Source organism: Isoptericola sp. Y541, from assembly GCF_059445465.1.
Genome location: NZ_JCAIUJ010000004.1, coordinates 150,004 through 167,056, shown reverse-complemented (window position 1 = coordinate 167,056; position 17,053 = coordinate 150,004). Strand labels below are relative to the sequence as shown.

Below are 17,053 nucleotides of genomic sequence, written 5' to 3'. Positions count from 1 at the left end.
TGGTCGAGTCGACTTCCCAGCCGATGTGATGAGCGGTCGCTCGGTCGTGCGGATGTTTCCAGCCTACGGGGCCGTAGGTTCCGGGCAAGGGGGCTGTCCCCCGAGCGCACGGATCCGCGCGAGCAGGCGTTCCGACGTCGCGTCGTCCGCCGCGGCGAGGATCCCGCGCCCGCCGCGTACCGGGCCGCCGTCGAGGTCGGTGACGACGCAGCCGGCGGCCTCGCAGAGCGCGACGCCCGGCAGGAAGTGCACGCTGCCGGCGGCGTCGGCGCCCGTCACGTACGCGGCCTGGCGCCCCGTCGCGACCCATGCGAGCGCGAGGGACGTGGACGCGACCCGGACCGCGAACGAGGCCCGCGCCTCGTCGTCGGCGACGAGTGCCGCGCACCCGCCTTCGTTGTCGATGTCGACGTTGAGCATCCTGCTGTCCGCCGAGGGGACGAGCTCGACGTCGAAGGCAACGTCCGTGGCGCTGCCCGGGCCCTGACGCCCGGCCCGCGTCCCGTCCGTCCAGAGCACCTCGCCGGTCAGCGGGTCGATGACCGCCGCCGCGACGACACGCTCCTCACCATCGACGCTGTCGTCGGTGCCGGACCCGGCGCGCTCGGTGAGCGCCACGTTGACGCCGAACGACGGGACGCCGGCGGCGAAGTTGAGCGTGCCGCACAGCGGATCCACGTACCAGCGCCGCCCGGAGTCCCGCCCGGAGTCCCGCCCGGAGTCCCCGGCGGACGAGCCGAGCTCCTCGCCGATGATCGCGTCGCCAGGCCGCGCCGCGTCGAGGACCGCGCGGATCGCGCGCTCGGCCGCGAGGTCCGTGTCGGTGGCGAAGTCCTGCGCGCCCTTGGCATACCGCGTCACGGGCCGCCGGAACGCGGCACGGACGACGGCCGCGCCGGCCAGCGCCGCGCTCACCGCGACCTCGGCGTCGGGGGTCTCGACGTTCGGGATCTCGCGCCGGTGTCTCGTCACGGTCGGCATCCTGGCACGACGCCGGGAGGCACGGTGCGACCTGGTGCTGCGCCGCTCAGGCCTCGTCCTCCACGAGCGGGACGAACGTGTAGGCGCCGTGCTCCGAGGTGCGCACGGCGCCGTGGTGGTCACGGGTCACGAGCAGCATGACGTGGCGCACGGGGACCACCATGCGGCCGCCGGGCGCCACCTGGTCCACGAGGTCGCCCGGCAGCCTCGTGGCCGCCGCCGACACCAGGACGCGGTCCCAGCCGCCGGGCCGTGGTGCGCCGAGCACTCCCGGCACGGCGGGCTCGACGCGGGCCCACGTCATCCCGGTGCGCAGCACGTTCGCCGCGCCCCAGGCGGCGATGTCGGCATGCCGTTCCAGGCCGAGCACCTCCCCGCCCGGGCCGACCAGCCGGGCGAGCAGCGCCGTCGTCCAGCCGGAGCCCGCGCCGACGTCGAGGACGTGCGCGTCGGCCGGCACGGACAGCAGCCGGAGCATCGCCGCGACCGTCGAGGGCTGCGAGCAGGTCTGGCCGTGGCCGATCTCGATCGGCCGGTCGTCGCTAGCCCAACGCACCCCGCCGCGCGGCAGGAACCCGCGCCGGTCGACGTCGTGCAGCGAGGCGGCCACGACGTCGGCGACGCCGCCGGCGCCCGTCGGCAGGCCGGCAGACCGTCTGCGTCCCGTCATGCCCCCATCGTGTCCCCTCCGCGCGGGCGGCACCGGGCGGGGCGAGGATCGAGGGACCCCGCGAGAGGGCGACGATGCGGAACATCGCCGGACCGTGATCGAGCACCTGCCCTCGGTCGGTGGGCCATGTCACGGTCCCGTCGCCCGGGGAGGGTTTGAACCGGCTCGCCTCGTCGCGTAGTCTTGGACGCTGGCGCGCCCTCGGTGTGCCAGTCCCGTATGCCCAGGACGCACCGCACTCGACCGCCGCGGCGGGCCGAGTTGCAGACGAAGTCGGTGACGAACGTCGTGCGGCATGCCCAGACCAGGAGAGATGAGCAGCAACGTGGTGTACGCGATCGTCAAGGCCGGTGGCCGACAGGAGAAGGTGTCCGTCGGGGACATCGTCGTCATGAACCGGGTCAAGGCCCAGGCCGGCGACACGGTGGAGCTGCCGGCTCTGCTGCTGGTGGACGGGGAGAAGGTGACCACCGACGCCGAGAAGCTGGCGAAGGTCAAGGTCACCGCCGAGGTCGTGCGGGACGAGAAGGGTCCCAAGATCACGATCCTCAAGTACAAGAACAAGACCGGCTACCGCAAGCGCCAGGGTCACCGCCAGCCGCTGTCCCGTCTCAGGGTCACCGGCATCAAGTGACTTCCCGTCGGGCCGAGCGCGACATCCCGCAGCACGGCCCGCGGTACTGATCCCTCGTTCTTCGCAGAAAGCAGGTCTGAAAGATGGCACACAAGAAGGGCGCGAGCTCCTCGCGCAACGGTCGTGACTCGAACTCCCAGCGCCTCGGCGTCAAGCGTTTCGGCGGCCAGGTCGTGAAGGCCGGCGAGATCATCGTCCGCCAGCGCGGCACGCACTTCCACCCCGGCGAGAACGTCGGCCGTGGCGGCGACGACACGCTGTTCGCCCTGCAGGCGGGCTCGGTCGCCTTCGCGACGCGTCGCGGCCGCAAGGTCATCGACATCGTCTCGGCCGAGGTCTGAACCTCACCGAAGTACTTCGACTCGCCCGAGTTTTTCGACTCACCCGAGTCCACGACGAGGGGCGCACCGTCGCGGTGCGCCCCTCGTCGCTTGCCTGAGAGGATCTGACATGGCCAGCTTCGTCGATCGCGTGGTGCTGCACGCCTCAGGCGGTGACGGTGGGCACGGCGTCGCGTCGATCCGCCGCGAGAAGTTCAAGCCGCTCGCCGGCCCCGACGGGGGCAACGGCGGCGACGGCGGCAGCGTGAAGCTCGTCGTCGACCCGCAGACGACGACGCTGCTCGAGTACCACCACTCGCCGCACCGACACGGCACCAACGGCACCCAGGGCATGGGCGACGACCGGGACGGCGCCAAGGGTGAGGACCTCATCCTGCGCGTCCCGGACGGCACGGTCGTGAAGGACCGCGACGGCGAGGTGCTCATGGACCTCGTGGGCGTGGGCGCGGAGTTCATGGTCGCGCAGGGCGGGCGCGGCGGACTCGGCAACCGGGCGCTGGCATCCCCGCGGCGCAAGGCCCCGGGCTTCGCGCTGCTCGGCGAGCCGGGCGATGAGCGCGACGTCGTCCTCGAGCTCAAGTCGATCGCCGACGCCGCCCTCGTCGGGTTCCCGAGCGCCGGGAAGTCGTCGCTGGTCGCGGCGATCTCGGCCGCGCGGCCCAAGATCGCCGACTACCCGTTCACGACGCTCATCCCCAACCTCGGCGTCGTGCAGGCAGGCGACACGCGGTACACCGTGGCGGACGTCCCCGGGCTGATCCCGGGCGCCAGCGAGGGCAAGGGCCTCGGCCTGGAGTTCCTGCGGCACGTCGAGCGCACCGCCGTCATCGTGCACGTGCTCGACTGCGCCACCCTCGAGCCTGGCCGAGACCCGGTCAGCGACCTGGACGTCATCGAGGCCGAGCTCGCCGCCTACGCGGGCGACCTGGGCATCGAGGGCGGCCGCGTGCCGCTCGCGGAGCGCCCGCGCCTCGTCGTGCTGAACAAGATCGACGTGCCGGAGGCGCGCGAGCTCGCCGAGATGGTGCGCGCGGACCTCGAGGCCCGCGGGCTGCAGGTCTTCGAGATCTCGACCGCCACGCACGAGGGGCTGCGCCCGCTGACGTTCGCGCTCGGCGAGCTGGTCGAGAAGGCCCGCGCCGCGGCGCCGAAGCCGGAGCCTGCGCGCACCGTCCTGCGCCCGCGCGGGGTCGACGAGGCCGGCTTCACGGTCACGGCGAAGCGGGAGCACGAGGGCACCTACTTCGAGGTGCGCGGATCCAAGCCAGAGCGCTGGGTGCGCCAGACGGACTTCAACAACGACGAGGCCGTCGGGTTCCTGTCGGACCGGCTCGCCAAGCTGGGGGTCGAGGACAAGCTCCTCAAGGCCGGCGCCGTGGCGGGCGACGAGGTGCGCATCGGCGACCCGCGCAACGCCGTCGTCTTCGACTGGGAGCCCACGTTCACCACAGGGCCCGAGCTGCTCGGCGTCCGCGGCACCGACCTGCGACTCGATGAGAGCCCGCGACCGACGCGCTCCGAGCGGCGTCGCGAGTTCACCGAGCGCATGGACGCCAAGACCGAGGCGCGGCGCGAGCTGTGGACCGAGCGCGAGTCCGGCCACTGGACCGACCCAGACGCCGACTGACGCCACCAGCGATGATGGGGACGTGAACGTCGCCACCTCCCGCGCCAGCGTCCCGTCGGCGCACCGCGTCGTCGTCAAGATCGGGTCGTCGTCGCTCACCGGGCCGGACGGCCACCTCGACGTGGCGGCGCTGCGCACCCTGGTCGACGTCCTCGCGGACCGCGTGGCCGCCGGCGGGCAGGTCGTGCTCGTCACGTCGGGCGCGATCTCCGCGGGCATCGGGCCGCTGGGTCTCGCCGCCCGGCCGCGCGACCTCGCGACCATGCAGGCCGCGGCGATGCTCGGCCAGGGGCAGCTCGTGGCCCGGTACACCGAGGCGTTCGCGCGGCACGGCCTCAAGGTGGGCCAGGTGCTGCTCACCGCGGAGGACACGGTGCGCCGCTGGCGCTACCGCAACGCGCAGCGCTCGCTCGAGCGTCTCCTCGCGCTCGGCGTCGTGCCGGTGGTCAACGAGAACGACGCCGTGACGACCGACGAGCTGAAGTTCGGCGACAACGACCGCCTCGCCGCGCTGGTGTCCCACCTGGTGGGCGCCGACGCGATGGTGCTGCTCACCGACGTGGACGGCCTGCACGACGCGCCCCCGTCACGGCCCGGCGCGCGCCGGATCGCGCACGTGGCCGACCTCGCCGAGGTGGCCGACGTCGAGGTCACGGCGCGCGGCAGCGCCATCGGCACGGGCGGCATGGTGACCAAGCTCGAGTCCGTGCGGATCGCGACCGGCGCCGGGGTGCCGGTGGTCCTCACCAGCGCCTCCCGGGTGCGTCAGGCGCTGGCCGGCGAGGACGTCGGGACCTTCTTCGCCGCGACGGGGCGCCGCACGTCGGCCCGCCGGCTCTGGATCGCGCACGCCGCCCGCACGCGGGGACGGCTGCACCTGGACGACGGTGCGGTGCGGGCGGTGCTCGGCGGCCGCGCGTCGCTGCTGCCCGCGGGCGTCACCCGGGTCGAGGGCGCCTTCGACGCCGGCGACCCCGTGGACCTGGTGGGCCCGGACGGGACCGTCGTGGCGCGCGGGCTCGTCGCGTTCGACTCCACCGAGCTGCCCGCGCTGTTGGGCCGCTCGACGTTCGACCTGCGTGCCGAGCTGGGGGAGGGCTATGACCGCGTGCTCGTGCACCGCGACGACCTGGTGCTCGGGCCCGGCCGCTGAGCGGCGGCTGCCGGCCCCGTCCCTCCTGGTGAGAGGGGTCTGCCGCTGCGCGCCGCAGCGTCGTACTCTCGGGGGATGACCACGACCCTCACGGAGGATCAGGCCGCCGGGAGCTCGGGAGGCGCCGATGTCGCGGCCGCCGTGCACGACGTCGCGCAGCGGGCCAAGGTCGCGTCCCGGACGCTCGCCACGGCCACCCGCGCCACCAAGGACGCGGCCCTGTTGGCGCTCGCGGCCGCGCTAGAGGAGCACGCCGACCGGATCGTCACGGCGAACGGCGCCGACGTCGCCCGGGGCCGGTCGCACGGCCTCTCGGACGGCCTGCTCGACCGGCTCGCGCTCACCTCGGGGCGCGTGGGCGCGATCGCCGACGCGCTGCGGGAGCTCGCGGGCCTGCCGGACCCGGTAGGCGAGGTGGTGCGCGGCCAGACGCTGCCGAACGGTCTGCGGCTGCGCCAGCTGCGCGTGCCGATGGGCGTGGTCGGGATGATCTACGAGGCGCGTCCCAACGTGACCGTGGACGCGGCGGGCCTCGCGCTCAAGTCCGGCAACGCCGTCATCCTGCGCGGGGGCAGCGCCGCGGCGTCGTCCAACGCCGTGATCGTGGACGTGCTGCGCCGGGCGCTGGAGGCGCGGGCGCTGCCCGCCGACCTCGTGCAGACGATCGACGCGTACGGGCGCCCGGGCGGCGTCGCGCTCATGCAGGCGCGCGGGCTCGTGGACGTGCTGGTGCCGCGCGGCGGGGCGGACCTCATCCGCACCGTCGTCGAGTCCTCGACCGTCCCGGTCATCGAGACCGGCGTGGGCAACGTGCACGTCTACGTGGATGCCACGGCCGACGTCGCCGAGGCGGTCGAGATCGTCATGAACGCCAAGACGCAGCGCGTCGGGGTGTGCAACGCGGCCGAGACGCTGCTGGTGCACGCCGACGCTGCCGACGCCTTCCTGCCCGCGGCCCTCGCCGCCCTCGGGGGAGCGGGGGTGGTGCTGCACGGCGACGCGCGCGCGGCGGCGCTCGCGCCCGAGGCCGTCGAGGTGCTCCCCGCGACCGACGCCGACTGGGCCACGGAGTACCTCGCGCTGGAGCTCGCGGTGCGCGTCGTGGACTCGCTCGACGAGGCGATCGAGCACATCCGCACCTGGTCGTCGGGGCACACCGAGGCGATCCTCACCCGCGACCTCGCCGCCTCCGAGCGGTTCGTCGCCGAGGTCGACTCGGCGGCCGTCATGGTCAACGCCTCGACCCGCTTCACCGACGGCGGCCAGCTCGGCCTGGGCGCCGAGATCGGCATCTCCACCCAGAAGCTGCACGCGCGCGGGCCGATGGGCCTGGCCGAGCTGACCACCACCAAGTGGGTCGTGCACGGCGACGGGCACGTACGGGCATGACGGCCTCTACGACGATCACTACGACGACCACCATGATGCCCGTCCGGCTCGCGCGCCCTGCGTGAGAGACTGACCCCCGACCGCACCCCGCCGCACACCACGCACAGGAGGAACCCGTGCTGCACACCGCCGTCCAGGTGGCCCAGGAGGCCACCGAGCACGCCGAGACGATCTCCCCGATCGCGATGGGACTCCTCGCCTTCGGTGGCCTCGTCGCCGCGCTCGTGGTGACGTACGCCTTCCGCAACGTGTCCAACCGCCACTGACGACCGCCGTCCGGCCAGCGTGAACAAGCCGTCGTCGCAGCCGCGTCGTCCGCGCCTGGGGGTGATGGGCGGAACGTTCGACCCCGTCCACCACGGGCACCTGGTCGCCGCCAGCGAGGCGGCGGCACTGCTCGACCTCGACGAGGTCGTCTTCGTCCCCACCGGGAAGCCGACGTTCAAGCAGCACCAGCACGTGTCCCCGGCAGAGCACCGCTACCTGATGACGGTGATCGCGACGGCGTCGAACCCCCGGTTCACGGTGAGCCGTGTCGACATCGACCGGCCAGGTCTCACGTACACCGTCGACACGCTGCGGGACCTGCACGACGAGCGCCCCGACGCCGACCTGTTCTTCATCAGCGGCGCCGACGCGATCGAGCAGATCCTGACCTGGAAGGATGCCGCCCACCTCTGGGAGATGGCACACTTCGTGGCTGTCACGCGGCCAGGGCACCAGCTCATGGTGGACGGCCTGCCCCACGACGGGGTCACGACGCTGGAGGTTCCGGCGCTGGCGATCTCGTCGAGCGACTGCCGTCGACGGGCGCAGGGCGGCCACCCGGTGTGGTACCTGGTGCCGGACGGAGTGGTCCAATACATCGCCAAGCACGGTCTGTATCGAGGTCTCGATGAGTGACAACAACCCGTCCCGCCCGCTGACCCGCCGCGAGATCCGCGAGCGGGAGCAGGCGGCCGCCGCTGCCGCCCAGGGAGGCGCGCCCGCCGCGCCGCCCCCCGGCGGCCCGCCGGCCGCCGGCTATGCGCGGCCCGCCTCTTCGGGGCCCGCGTTCGGCCCGGCCGACACGTCGTCCGCCGCGCCGGCCTCCTCCCGGTTCGCCGCGCCGGGGACGAGCGCCCCGTCGCGACGGTCGCTCCGGGAGCAGAGCCCCGGGGCCCCGTCCCCGGCTCCCGCTCCGATGGTGCGGCCGCCGTCGGCCTCGGCTGGGTTCCGTGGGCTCGACGAGACCGGTCGCCTGGCCCCGATCCAGCGCCCCACGGGCGAGATGTCCCGGGCCGTGGCTCCCGCGCCGTACGCCCGCCCGGCCGCGCCCAGCGCGCCGCCGTCCCCGGCACCCCAGGCGCCGACGCGGAGCTCGTCGCGACGCAGCTTCGACGCCACCGGCACGGGCACGTCGCTGCCCCCGCTGGCCACGCCGCCGGGCGGCGCCGCGACCCCGCCCGCGGCGACGCCGCCGGCCACCGTGGCACCCCGCCCGGACGGCCCGACGCGGCGCTCGCCCTTCACGACGCCCGGCGCCGAGTCGCCGTTCGGCAGGACGCCCGCCGCCGCCCCGGCACCTGCGGCCCCGGCCGCGTTCGCGGGTCCGAGCGCCTCGGCGCCCGCCTCGTCGGCGCCCGCGCTGCCGTGGGCGAGCACCACGGTCGACCGCCCGGCGTCCGTCCCTCCCGTCCGCTCCGCCTCGGCCGCGGCGACCGCCGCGCCGACCCGCCCGGCGGCGTCCCCGTTCGACGCCCTGGTGGCGTCGGAGCAGCCGGTCCGGGCGCGCTCGGCGGCGCCGGTCGGCCCTGCCGTCGACGAGGACGACGAGGAGGACTGGGACGAGCCGGAGGCGTCGTACACCTGGCTGCACTACATCGTGCTCGTCGTCGTCGCCTTCGTCCTGGGCCTGCTGCTGTGGAAGCTGCTGCTCGACGGTCCGGACGACCAGGACTTCACCACCGACGCGGCCCCCGCCGCGCCCACTCTCACGCTCACGCACGAGCAGCTCGGAGCCATTGAATGACCGCAACCCCCCGCGCCGTCGAGCTGGCGGTCATCGCCGCCAGGGCCGCGTCAGACCGCAAGGCCCAGGAGATCATCGCGCTCGACGTGAGCGAGCAGCTCGTGCTGACGGACGTCTTCCTCATCGCGTCCGGCACCAACGAGCGGCAGGTCTCGGCGATCGTGGACGCGGTCGAGGAGGCGATGATCAAGGCGGGCGCGAAGCCGATCCGCCGCGAGGGCAAGTCCCAGGCGCGGTGGGTGCTGCTCGACTTCGGCGACGTGGTGGTGCACGTGCAGCACGCCGAGGACCGCGTGTACTACGCGCTCGAGCGGCTGTGGAAGGACTGCCCGACCGTCGATCTGCCGGAGGACGCCCGCGGCGGCGACGGCGCGGCGGCCGCCGCCGAGTTCGGCGACGGAACCGGCGACGGCGCGATCCGCCTGGCCGGCGACGACCTGTGACGGCTGGCACCGTCGTCCTCCTGCGCCACGCGCGCACCGCGTACAACGCGTCGCTCCGCCTGCAGGGGCAGATCGACATCCCGCTCGACGACGTCGGCCGCTGGCAGGCGACCGAGGGCGGGGCCGCCCTCGCGTCGTCCCACCGTGCGACGCGCATCGTGTCCTCCGACCTGGGCCGGGCCGTCGAGACGGCGACCGCCTACGCGGACGCGCTCGGAGGTGCCCCGGTGCACACCGACGCCCGGCTGCGCGAGCGCGGCTTCGGCGCGTGGGAGGGCCTCCTCGCCGAGGAGATCCAGGAAGGCTGGCCCGACGAGTACGCGGCCTGGCGCCTCGGCGCCGAGCCCGTGGGCGCGGGCGCCGAGTCGAAGGCTGCCGTCGCGGAGCGCATGGCCGGGGCGGTCACGGGGCTGGCGGAGGAGCTGGCGGAGGACGACACGCTCGTCGTCGTCTCGCACGGCGCGGCGATCTCGCTGACCGTCACGGCCCTGCTCGGTCTGGACCCGGCGTCCTGGCGCGGCCTGGCGGGCATGCACAACGCGCACTGGTCGCACCTGCACCGGGCGGGGGAGGGCGCGGTGCCGGCGTGGCGCCTCGTGGCGCACAACGTGGGCGCCGGATATCCCCTGGATCAGTGGCAGGCGGGCCCGGACTGGAATTTGGAACCTGGCCCGAAGTCTGCCTAAGATATCGACGTTCCAACGGGTTTGGGCCCGGCGGAATCCACCGAATCAATCGAATCGCCCGGCCGTTCCGCGGCCGCGAGAGTCGGTTCTCGGGGCTGTGGCGCAGCTGGTAGCGCACCTGCATGGCATGCAGGGGGTCAGGGGTTCGAATCCCCTCAGCTCCACCCTGAGAGAGAAGGCCCTGGTCCGCGTTCTGCGCGGAGCAGGGCCTTCGTCGTTCCCGGGGCTCGGCCGGCTCGGCGTGCGGGTGACGCGGGGCCGCGCAGACTCGGGTGCGAGGAGGCGCCCGGATGGCCTGGCAGGAGCACGACTTCGACGCCCTGTACGCCGGGGACGTCCCGCCGCCGTGGGAGATCGGGCGACCGCAGCCGGCGCTGCTCGCGCTGGTGCACCGGTCCGTGCTGGCCGACCCCGTGCTCGACGCCGGGTGCGGGACGGGCGTCCTGGCGATCGCCGTCGCGCGGATGGGGCACCGCGTCGTCGGGTTCGACGCGTCGTCGCACGGGATCTCCCGTGCCCGCGAGCGGGCCGCGGGGGCGATCCTCGAACCGCCGGGATCGGTGAGCTTCGAGGTGGCCGACGCCCGGCGCCTCGACCGGCTCGACCTGCGGCCCGGGACGGTCCTGGACTCCGGCCTCCTGCACACCCTCGACGAGGCCGGCCGCCGCGACTACGTGGCCGGGCTGGCGGCGATCTGCGACCCGGGCGCGCTCGTCGCCGTGCTGGCGATGTCCGTGGACGCCGGGCTCGGCTGGGGCCAGACCGCCGACACGCTGCGGGACGCGTTCCCGGCCTCGGAGTGGACGGCGACCCAGGTCGCGGCCGCCGCGATCTCGGCGCGCCCGCAGGACGAGGAGGCCCGCCTGCCGGCGCTGCTCCTCACGACCCGGCGCGCGTGAGCCCGTCGCGCTCGTGCGAGCACGTGCCGCACGTCGCGCGCGACCGTCACCGCCTCGGGGAGGCGCCGGTCGAGATCCAGCGCGTGCGCGACGAGCGCCAGCTCCGCGGCGCCTCGCGGTGCCCGAGGTCCTCGGCGACGCGCTCCATCTGGGCGAACCGCATCGAGTTGTCCAGCGCGACGGCGGCGTGGGCGCCGATCGAGTCGACGTCCCGGTGGACGCGGGCGACCGTCTACGCGGACATGTGGGTGGACCCGGACGACGACCCTCGCGCCCCCGGCGGCCGGACCGTCACGGTGGGCCTGCCCGACCCCGCCGATCACCCGTGACGATCGACCGGAGACGATCGCGAGACGGTGCGGGCGCGACGGGGCCGGTGCGGTAGGAATGGTGCGTGCCGTCCTCGCCCCTGTTCCCGCTGCGCAGCGTCGTCCTGGGTGCGTTCCTCCCCACCCTCGTGCTCGAGATCGGCATCGGCGCGATGCTGCCGGTCGTGGCGGTCACCGCCACGGGCCGCGGCGCCAGCCTCACCGTCGCCGGCCTCGTGGCCGCACTGTTGCCGATCGGCAAGATCGCCTTCGATCTCCCGGCGGGCGCGCTCGCCCAGCGGCTCGGGGACCGGACGGCGATGCTGCTCGCGGGCACCGTCGCTGCCATGGCGTTCACGACCGTGGCGCTCACCTCCGCGCTGTGGGGGCTCGCGGCCGGCGTCTTCGCGCTGGGCGCGTCGAACGCCGTCTTCAACCTTGCGCGGCAGGCGTACCTCACCGAGATCACCCCGCCTCTGCGGCGGGCGCGCGTCCTGTCGACGCTCGCCGGGGTGCACCGCATCGGCCTGTTCCTCGGCCCGTTCGCCGGGGCCGCGGTCATCGCGGCGACCTCCCTGCGCGGCGCGTTCTGGCTCGGCACCGTCGCCGCGCTGCTCGCGGTGCTGGTGCTCGTGGTCGTGCGCCCGGAGGAACGGGCGGACGTCGCCGCGGACGCACGCCGCGAGGGCGGGCGCCCGCCGCGCGTGTCGATCGTGAGCGTGGCACGCGAGCACCGGCGCCTGTTTGCGTCGCTCGGGGTGGCGATCCTTCTCGTGAGTGCGGTGCGCGGCGCGCGCCAGACCGTCATCCCGCTGTGGGGCGAGCACCTCGGATTCGACGCCGAGGTGACGTCCCTGATCTTCGGCGTCTCGGGGGCACTCGACATGCTGCTCTTCTACCCGGCGGGCAAGGTGATGGACCGGTTCGGGCGGCTGTGGGTGGCGGTGCCGTCGATGCTCACGATGGCGGCCGGGCTCGCGCTGCTGCCCTTCGCGCACACGATCGCGGGCGTCACCGTGGTGGCGGCGGTGCTGGGCGTGGGCAACGGCATGGGCTCGGGCATCGTCATGACGCTCGGCGCGGACGTCGCGCCCGCCGACACGCGGCCCACCTTCCTCAGCGTGTGGCGCCTCTTCCAGGACACGGGCGACGCGCTCGGGCCGCTGGTCCTGTCCGCGGGGGCGGCGCTCGGGTCGCTCGCGGCGGGGGTGTGGGCGACGGCCGCCCTCGGCGCCGGGTCCGCCGGCGCGCTGGCACGGTGGGTGCCGCGCTACTCACCGCCCGCGAACCTCGTGCGGCGCCGCCGCAGGTCGGGCTGACGCGCGGTGCGCGCCGAGCGATGCACGCCGAGGCCCGAGCGCCCGGGCGCGACGTCCACCCGCAGCTCGCCGCGCGCGTCGTAGTCCCCGCCGTCCTGGCTCCGGTAGGGCACGTCCGGGCCGTCGGGCAGGGCGAGCAGCCGCTGGCGCAGCCCGTCGACGATCGTGGCGTAGCGCGCGTCGTCGACCCGGTTCGCGCCGGGCACCAGGACCGGCTCGGCCACCTGCATCCCCGTATACCAGAAGGTGCCGTGCAGCAGCGGGAACAGCACCTCGGTGAGGTCGCCGTGCAGTCCGCGCGGCCCGAGCCCGGTGCCCGCACCCACGGTCACGACCGCCAGCGCGCGCCGACCCGCCAGCCCGCCGTCGCCGTAGCGCCGGGTGCGGCCCGTCGGGGCGTCGCGGACGCCGTACGCGTACCCCTGCACCAGCACGCGGTCGAGCCAGCCCTTGAGGATGGCGGGTGTGCCGTGCCACCACAGGGGGAACTGCAGCACCACCGTGTCGGCCCAGGCGAGCTTGGCGTGCTCGGCCCGGATGTCGGGGGCGAGGGCGCCGCGGCGCAGCGCCCGCTCCGACGCGGCGGCGACCTCGAGCCGGTCGTCGGGGCACGCCTCCGTGCCGAAGTCCGCCGCGGTGACCACGGGGTTCCAGCCCATCGCGTACAGGTCCGACTGGACCACCTCGTGCCCGGCCCCGAGCAGCGCCCGGACCCCCTCGTCGCGCAGCCGCGCCGTGAGGGAACGCTGCTCCGGGTGGGCGAGCACCCACAGGACCTTCATCACCCGTGCTCCTCTCGTCGGGCCCGCCGGTCGGACCGTCATGCTCAGGCTGCCCGGCCCGGCCACGGGCGACCAGTGGCCTGATTGCCACCTTGTGCAAGGATCGGGCCATGCCGACGACAACCCGGTCGCGTAGGCACCTGGTCGCGGTCCTCGTGCGCGACGGCGTCATGCCGCTGGAGCTCGGCGCGGTGCACCAGCTCTTCGGCGTGGCGCGCGGCCCGGACGGCGGGCCGCTCTACGACGTGCGCACCTGCGCCGCCGCCCCCGGCACGGTGCGGACGGACGCGGACTTCGCCGTCGAGGTCGCGCACGGCCCCGAGCTGCTCGCGACGGCGGACACCGTGGTGGTGCCGGCGTCGCACGAGCTGGACGACGCCGATGACCCGGCCCCCGACGCGGCGGTCGCGCTGCTCGAAGCCCTCTCGCCGGGCACGAGGATCGTGTCGATCTGCACGGGGGCGTTCGTCCTCGCCCGGGCCGGGCTGCTGGAGGGCCGGCGCGCGACGACGCACTGGCTGTCGGCCGAGCGGTTCCGTCGGAGCTTCCCCCGGGTCCTCCTCGACCCCGACGTGCTGTTCACCGAGGACGGGCGGGTCTTCACCTCCGCGGGCGAGGCTGCGGGCATCGACCTGTGCCTCCACCTGATCCGCTCCGACCACGGCGCCGCGGTCGCGAACGAGGTGGCGCGCCGCACCGTCGTCCCGCCGTTCCGCGACGGCGGCCAGGCGCAGTACGTGGACCTCCCGGTGCCGGAGCCGGGCGGGGAGGCGACGGCCGAGGCACGGGCCTGGGCGCTGCAGCACCTGGAGGGGGCGCTGACCCTGGCGGAGCTCGCCCGGCACGCCGCGATGAGCCCGCGCACCTTCACCCGTCGGTTCCGCCGGGAGGTGGGGCTCTCGCCGGGGGCCTGGATCGCGCAGCAGCGCCTGCTCCGGGCCCGTGACCTCCTGGAACGCACCGACCTGACGGTCGACGCGGTCGCCCGCCGCGCAGGGTTCGGGACCGGCGCATCGCTGCGCCAGCACTTCGCCCGGACGCTGGGCGTGGCACCCGCCGCCTACCGGTCGACGTTCGGGCCGGGCGCGCGAAATCAGAACGTGACGAATGCTCACCCTCGAGTTCCTTGACGGGGACCGGTCCGGGCACCTACATCTTGGAGATGGAGGTCTTCGAGAAGTGGGAATCAGAGATCCGGGGCTATAGCCGCACCTACCCCACGGTCTTCGCCTCGGCGTCGAACGCGCGGCAGGTCGACGAGGCCGGACGCAGCTACATCGACTTCTTCGCGGGTGCGGGGGTGCTGAACTTCGGGCACAACAACCCGCGCATGAAACGGGCGATGATCGCCTTCCTCGAGGCCGACGGCGTCGCGCACAGCCTCGACATGGCCACCACCACGAAACGCGACTTCATCTCGGCGTTCGTCGCGACGGTGCTCGAGCCGCGCGGCATGACGATGAAGCTGCAGTTCATGGGCCCCACCGGGACCAACGCGGTCGAGGCGGCGCTGAAGCTGTCCCGGCGCGTCACCGGCCGCCGCGAGGTAGTGGCCTTCACCCAGGGGTTCCACGGCATGACCCTCGGCTCGCTCGCCCTCACGGGCAACGACGCCTTCCGCCGGGCCGCGGGCGTGCCGCTGGAGAACGTGCACCGGCTGCCGTTCGAGACGTCGCCCGGCGGCGGCCTCGCGTCGCTCGAGGCGTACCGGGCCCAGCTCGCCGACGTCTCGAGCGGGCTGCTGCCGCCCGCGGCGTTCGTCGTCGAGACCATCCAGGCCGAGGGCGGCGTCAACGTCGCCAGCGCCGAGTGGCTGCGGGCCGTGCAGCAGCTCGCGCGCGACGTCGGCGCCCTGTTCGTCATCGACGAGATCCAGGTGGGCTGCGGCCGCACCGGCAGCTACTTCAGCTTCGACGGCATGGGGCTCGACCCCGACATCGTGTGCCTGGCCAAGGGCATCGGCGGCTACGGCACCCCGCTGGCCATGAACCTCAACAAGCCCGAGCTCGACGCGCAGTGGGCGCCCGGGGAGCACACGGGGACGTTCCGCGGGCAGGGGCTGTCGTTCGTCGCCGGGCGCGAGGCGCTCACCTACTTCGACGACGACACGCTCATGACCGAGGTCCGCGCCAAGACCGAGCAGATGGAGACCGCGCTGCGAGCCCTGGCTGACGAGCTCGGCGAATCCGACGGGCGCGGCTTCGCCGTCCGCGGCCGCGGCATGATCCAGGGCCTCGACGTCGTGGACGGCGCGCTGGCGAAGGCGGTCGCGACGCGCTGCTTCGAGACGGGCCTGCTCATCGGCCCCTGCGGCAGCGGCGGGCGCGTGCTCAAGCTCATCCCACCGCTGACGATCCCCGACGACGACCTGACCGAGGGCCTGGGGATCCTCGCCACGGCGGTGCGCGACACGATCTGACGAACCCGCACCGAACACGCACCGAACACACCCCGAACCGAACTGGACCGAACCGAACCGAACCGAACCGAACCGAACCTCAGGAGGCCGGAATGCGGCAACGCGACGACATGACGTTCCCGTTCCAGGAGTACGCCCGGCGCCTGGGGGACCTGCGCCGCCGCATGGCGGACCGGCTGCTGGACGCGGTGGTGATCAGCGACCCGGAGAACCTCATGTACCTCACGGACTACCAGACCACCGGGTACTCGTTCTTCCAGGCCCTGGTGGTGCCGCTCGAGGACGAGCCGTTCATGATCACCCGCGCGATGGAGGAGTCGAACGTCCACGCCCGCACGTGGGTGGAGCTCACGCGGCCGTACCCGGACAGCGGGGACGCCATCCAGAGCCTCGTGCAGTCGCTGCGCGAGTTCGGCCTGCACACCAAGGACGTGGGGTACGAGCGCAACAGCTACTACTTCCCGGCCTACCACCAGGACTACGTGCACAGCTCGTTCCGCGAGGGGCGGCTGCTGGACTGCTTCGGGATCGTCGAGGAGGGGCGCATCATCAAGTCGCCGGACGAGATCGCGATCATGCGCCGGGCGGCGCACGCGACCGAGGTCGGCATGCGGGCGGGGATCGAGGCGTGCGTCGCGGGGGTCACCGAGAACGAGATCGCGGCCGAGCTCTGCGCGGCCATGTTCCGGGCGGGCGGCGAGTTCCCCGCCGTCATGCCCTACGTCGCGTCCGGGCCGCGCACCATGATCGGCCACGCCACCTGGGAGGGGCGCGTCGTGCAGCCGGGGGAGCACGTGTTCCTCGAGGTCGGCGGGTGCTTCCGGCGCTACCACACGGCGATGATGCGCACCGTCGTGCTCGACGAGCTGTCCCGCTCGATGCTGGTGGCCCAGGAGCGCATGAAGCTCGCCCTCGCGGAGGTCGAGGCCGCCATCCGCCCCGGGCTGACCGTCTCGGACGCGGACAACATCGTGCGGAACATCATCTCGGACAACGGGGTGCAGGCACAGCTCATCACCCGCTCCGGCTACTCCATCGGGATCGCCTTCCCGCCGAGCTGGGACGAGGGCTACATCACGAGCCTCAACCAGGGGAACCCCTCGATCCTGCGCGAGGGCATGACGTTCCACATCATCCCGTGGATGTGGGGCGTCGACGGCGACAAGACGGTCGGCATCTCCGACACGATCCACGTCACCGCCGCCGGGTGCGAGTCGTTCTTCACGCTGGACAAGGACTTCACCGCCAAGCCGGAGCACGCGGCGGCGGTCGCGCTGTCGGACGAGGAGCAGGAGCCCACGCCCATCCGCCCCGAGGTCGCCTGACCCGAGGACCGATCGATCCGTCGAAGATGACGAACAGTCGACGCTGACGAACAGGTCGACGCTGAC

Annotated in this window: 19 protein-coding genes and 1 tRNA gene; 17 read left to right on the top strand and 3 right to left on the bottom strand. The window is 73.9% G+C overall.

Going from position 1 to position 17,053, the window contains the following annotated elements; genetic code table 11:
* Positions 1-63: 63 nt before the first annotated feature.
* On the bottom strand, positions 64-972 hold the full coding sequence (locus AC1C2V_RS11005; RefSeq protein ID WP_495389652.1) for an inositol monophosphatase family protein: 909 nt from the start codon (positions 970-972) through the stop codon (positions 64-66).
* Positions 973-1,027: 55 nt separating this feature from the next.
* The gene (locus AC1C2V_RS11000) at positions 1,028-1,651 is read right to left on the bottom strand and encodes a protein-L-isoaspartate O-methyltransferase family protein (protein WP_495389651.1); all 624 of its coding nucleotides are present in this window, start codon (positions 1,649-1,651) and stop codon (positions 1,028-1,030) included.
* A 325-nt stretch (positions 1,652-1,976) separates the two neighbouring features.
* On the opposite strand from AC1C2V_RS11000, the gene rplU reads away from it, so the two are divergent.
* The 14 genes from rplU to AC1C2V_RS10930 all read left to right on the top strand — a co-directional run bounded on the left by rplU (position 1,977) and on the right by AC1C2V_RS10930 (position 12,461).
* A complete protein-coding gene (gene rplU / locus AC1C2V_RS10995) occupies positions 1,977-2,285 on the top strand; it encodes a 50S ribosomal protein L21 (RefSeq protein WP_495389829.1) in 309 nt (102 codons plus the stop codon).
* Between the two features lie 83 nt (positions 2,286-2,368).
* Positions 2,369-2,626: a 50S ribosomal protein L27 gene (rpmA, locus tag AC1C2V_RS10990; RefSeq protein WP_495389650.1), complete on the top strand. Its 258-nt coding sequence runs from the start codon at positions 2,369-2,371 to the stop codon at positions 2,624-2,626.
* A gap of 109 nt (positions 2,627-2,735) precedes the next feature.
* Positions 2,736-4,253 carry a GTPase ObgE gene (gene obgE / locus AC1C2V_RS10985; RefSeq protein ID WP_495389649.1) on the top strand — a complete coding sequence of 506 codons (1,518 nt, stop codon included), beginning with the start codon at positions 2,736-2,738 and terminating at the stop codon, positions 4,251-4,253.
* A gap of 22 nt (positions 4,254-4,275) precedes the next feature.
* On the top strand, positions 4,276-5,406 hold the full coding sequence (proB, locus tag AC1C2V_RS10980; protein ID WP_495389648.1) for a glutamate 5-kinase: 1,131 nt from the start codon (positions 4,276-4,278) through the stop codon (positions 5,404-5,406).
* A 75-nt stretch (positions 5,407-5,481) separates the two neighbouring features.
* The gene (locus AC1C2V_RS10975; RefSeq protein ID WP_495389647.1) at positions 5,482-6,795 is read left to right on the top strand and encodes a glutamate-5-semialdehyde dehydrogenase; all 1,314 of its coding nucleotides are present in this window, start codon (positions 5,482-5,484) and stop codon (positions 6,793-6,795) included.
* A gap of 116 nt (positions 6,796-6,911) precedes the next feature.
* Entirely contained in the window at positions 6,912-7,061 is a 150-nt protein-coding gene (locus tag AC1C2V_RS10970) for a hypothetical protein (RefSeq protein WP_495389646.1), read from the top strand.
* A 19-nt stretch (positions 7,062-7,080) separates the two neighbouring features.
* Positions 7,081-7,698 (top strand): nicotinate-nucleotide adenylyltransferase, encoded by a 618-nt coding sequence (gene nadD / locus AC1C2V_RS10965; protein WP_495389645.1) that lies wholly within the window; start codon positions 7,081-7,083, stop codon positions 7,696-7,698.
* Complete coding sequence (locus AC1C2V_RS10960; protein ID WP_495389644.1) at positions 7,691-8,806, top strand: hypothetical protein; 1,116 nt, start codon at positions 7,691-7,693, stop codon at positions 8,804-8,806. The genes nadD and AC1C2V_RS10960 overlap by 8 nt, the downstream gene beginning before the upstream one ends.
* Complete coding sequence (gene rsfS / locus AC1C2V_RS10955) at positions 8,803-9,249, top strand: ribosome silencing factor (RefSeq protein WP_495389643.1); 447 nt, start codon at positions 8,803-8,805, stop codon at positions 9,247-9,249. Before AC1C2V_RS10960 ends, rsfS begins: the two co-directional genes overlap by 4 nt.
* The gene (locus AC1C2V_RS10950) at positions 9,246-9,935 is read left to right on the top strand and encodes a histidine phosphatase family protein (RefSeq protein WP_495389642.1); all 690 of its coding nucleotides are present in this window, start codon (positions 9,246-9,248) and stop codon (positions 9,933-9,935) included. The genes rsfS and AC1C2V_RS10950 overlap by 4 nt, the downstream gene beginning before the upstream one ends.
* A gap of 91 nt (positions 9,936-10,026) precedes the next feature.
* Positions 10,027-10,099: transfer RNA gene (locus AC1C2V_RS10945), tRNA-Ala, on the top strand.
* A gap of 126 nt (positions 10,100-10,225) precedes the next feature.
* The gene (locus AC1C2V_RS10940) at positions 10,226-10,834 is read left to right on the top strand and encodes a class I SAM-dependent methyltransferase (protein ID WP_495389641.1); all 609 of its coding nucleotides are present in this window, start codon (positions 10,226-10,228) and stop codon (positions 10,832-10,834) included.
* Complete coding sequence (locus tag AC1C2V_RS10935) at positions 10,831-11,163, top strand: hypothetical protein (protein WP_495389640.1); 333 nt, start codon at positions 10,831-10,833, stop codon at positions 11,161-11,163. The genes AC1C2V_RS10940 and AC1C2V_RS10935 overlap by 4 nt, the downstream gene beginning before the upstream one ends.
* Before the next feature lie 65 nt (positions 11,164-11,228).
* Positions 11,229-12,461, top strand: coding sequence for an MFS transporter (locus AC1C2V_RS10930; protein ID WP_495389639.1), 1,233 nt, complete (start codon positions 11,229-11,231; stop codon positions 12,459-12,461).
* On the opposite strand, the gene AC1C2V_RS10925 is transcribed toward AC1C2V_RS10930, so the two are convergent.
* On the bottom strand, positions 12,413-13,243 hold the full coding sequence (locus tag AC1C2V_RS10925) for an NAD(P)H-dependent oxidoreductase (RefSeq protein ID WP_495389828.1): 831 nt from the start codon (positions 13,241-13,243) through the stop codon (positions 12,413-12,415). The genes AC1C2V_RS10930 and AC1C2V_RS10925 overlap by 49 nt on opposite strands.
* Positions 13,244-13,353: 110 nt before the next feature.
* Between AC1C2V_RS10925 and AC1C2V_RS10920 the strand changes: the two genes are divergently transcribed.
* The 3 genes from AC1C2V_RS10920 to doeA all read left to right on the top strand — a co-directional run bounded on the left by AC1C2V_RS10920 (position 13,354) and on the right by doeA (position 16,987).
* A complete protein-coding gene (locus AC1C2V_RS10920) occupies positions 13,354-14,373 on the top strand; it encodes a GlxA family transcriptional regulator (RefSeq protein ID WP_495389638.1) in 1,020 nt (339 codons plus the stop codon).
* A complete protein-coding gene (locus tag AC1C2V_RS10915; protein WP_495389637.1) occupies positions 14,370-15,662 on the top strand; it encodes an aspartate aminotransferase family protein in 1,293 nt (430 codons plus the stop codon). Before AC1C2V_RS10920 ends, AC1C2V_RS10915 begins: the two co-directional genes overlap by 4 nt.
* Before the next feature lie 92 nt (positions 15,663-15,754).
* Positions 15,755-16,987 (top strand): ectoine hydrolase, encoded by a 1,233-nt coding sequence (doeA, locus tag AC1C2V_RS10910; protein WP_495389636.1) that lies wholly within the window; start codon positions 15,755-15,757, stop codon positions 16,985-16,987.
* Positions 16,988-17,053: the final 66 nt, after the last annotated feature.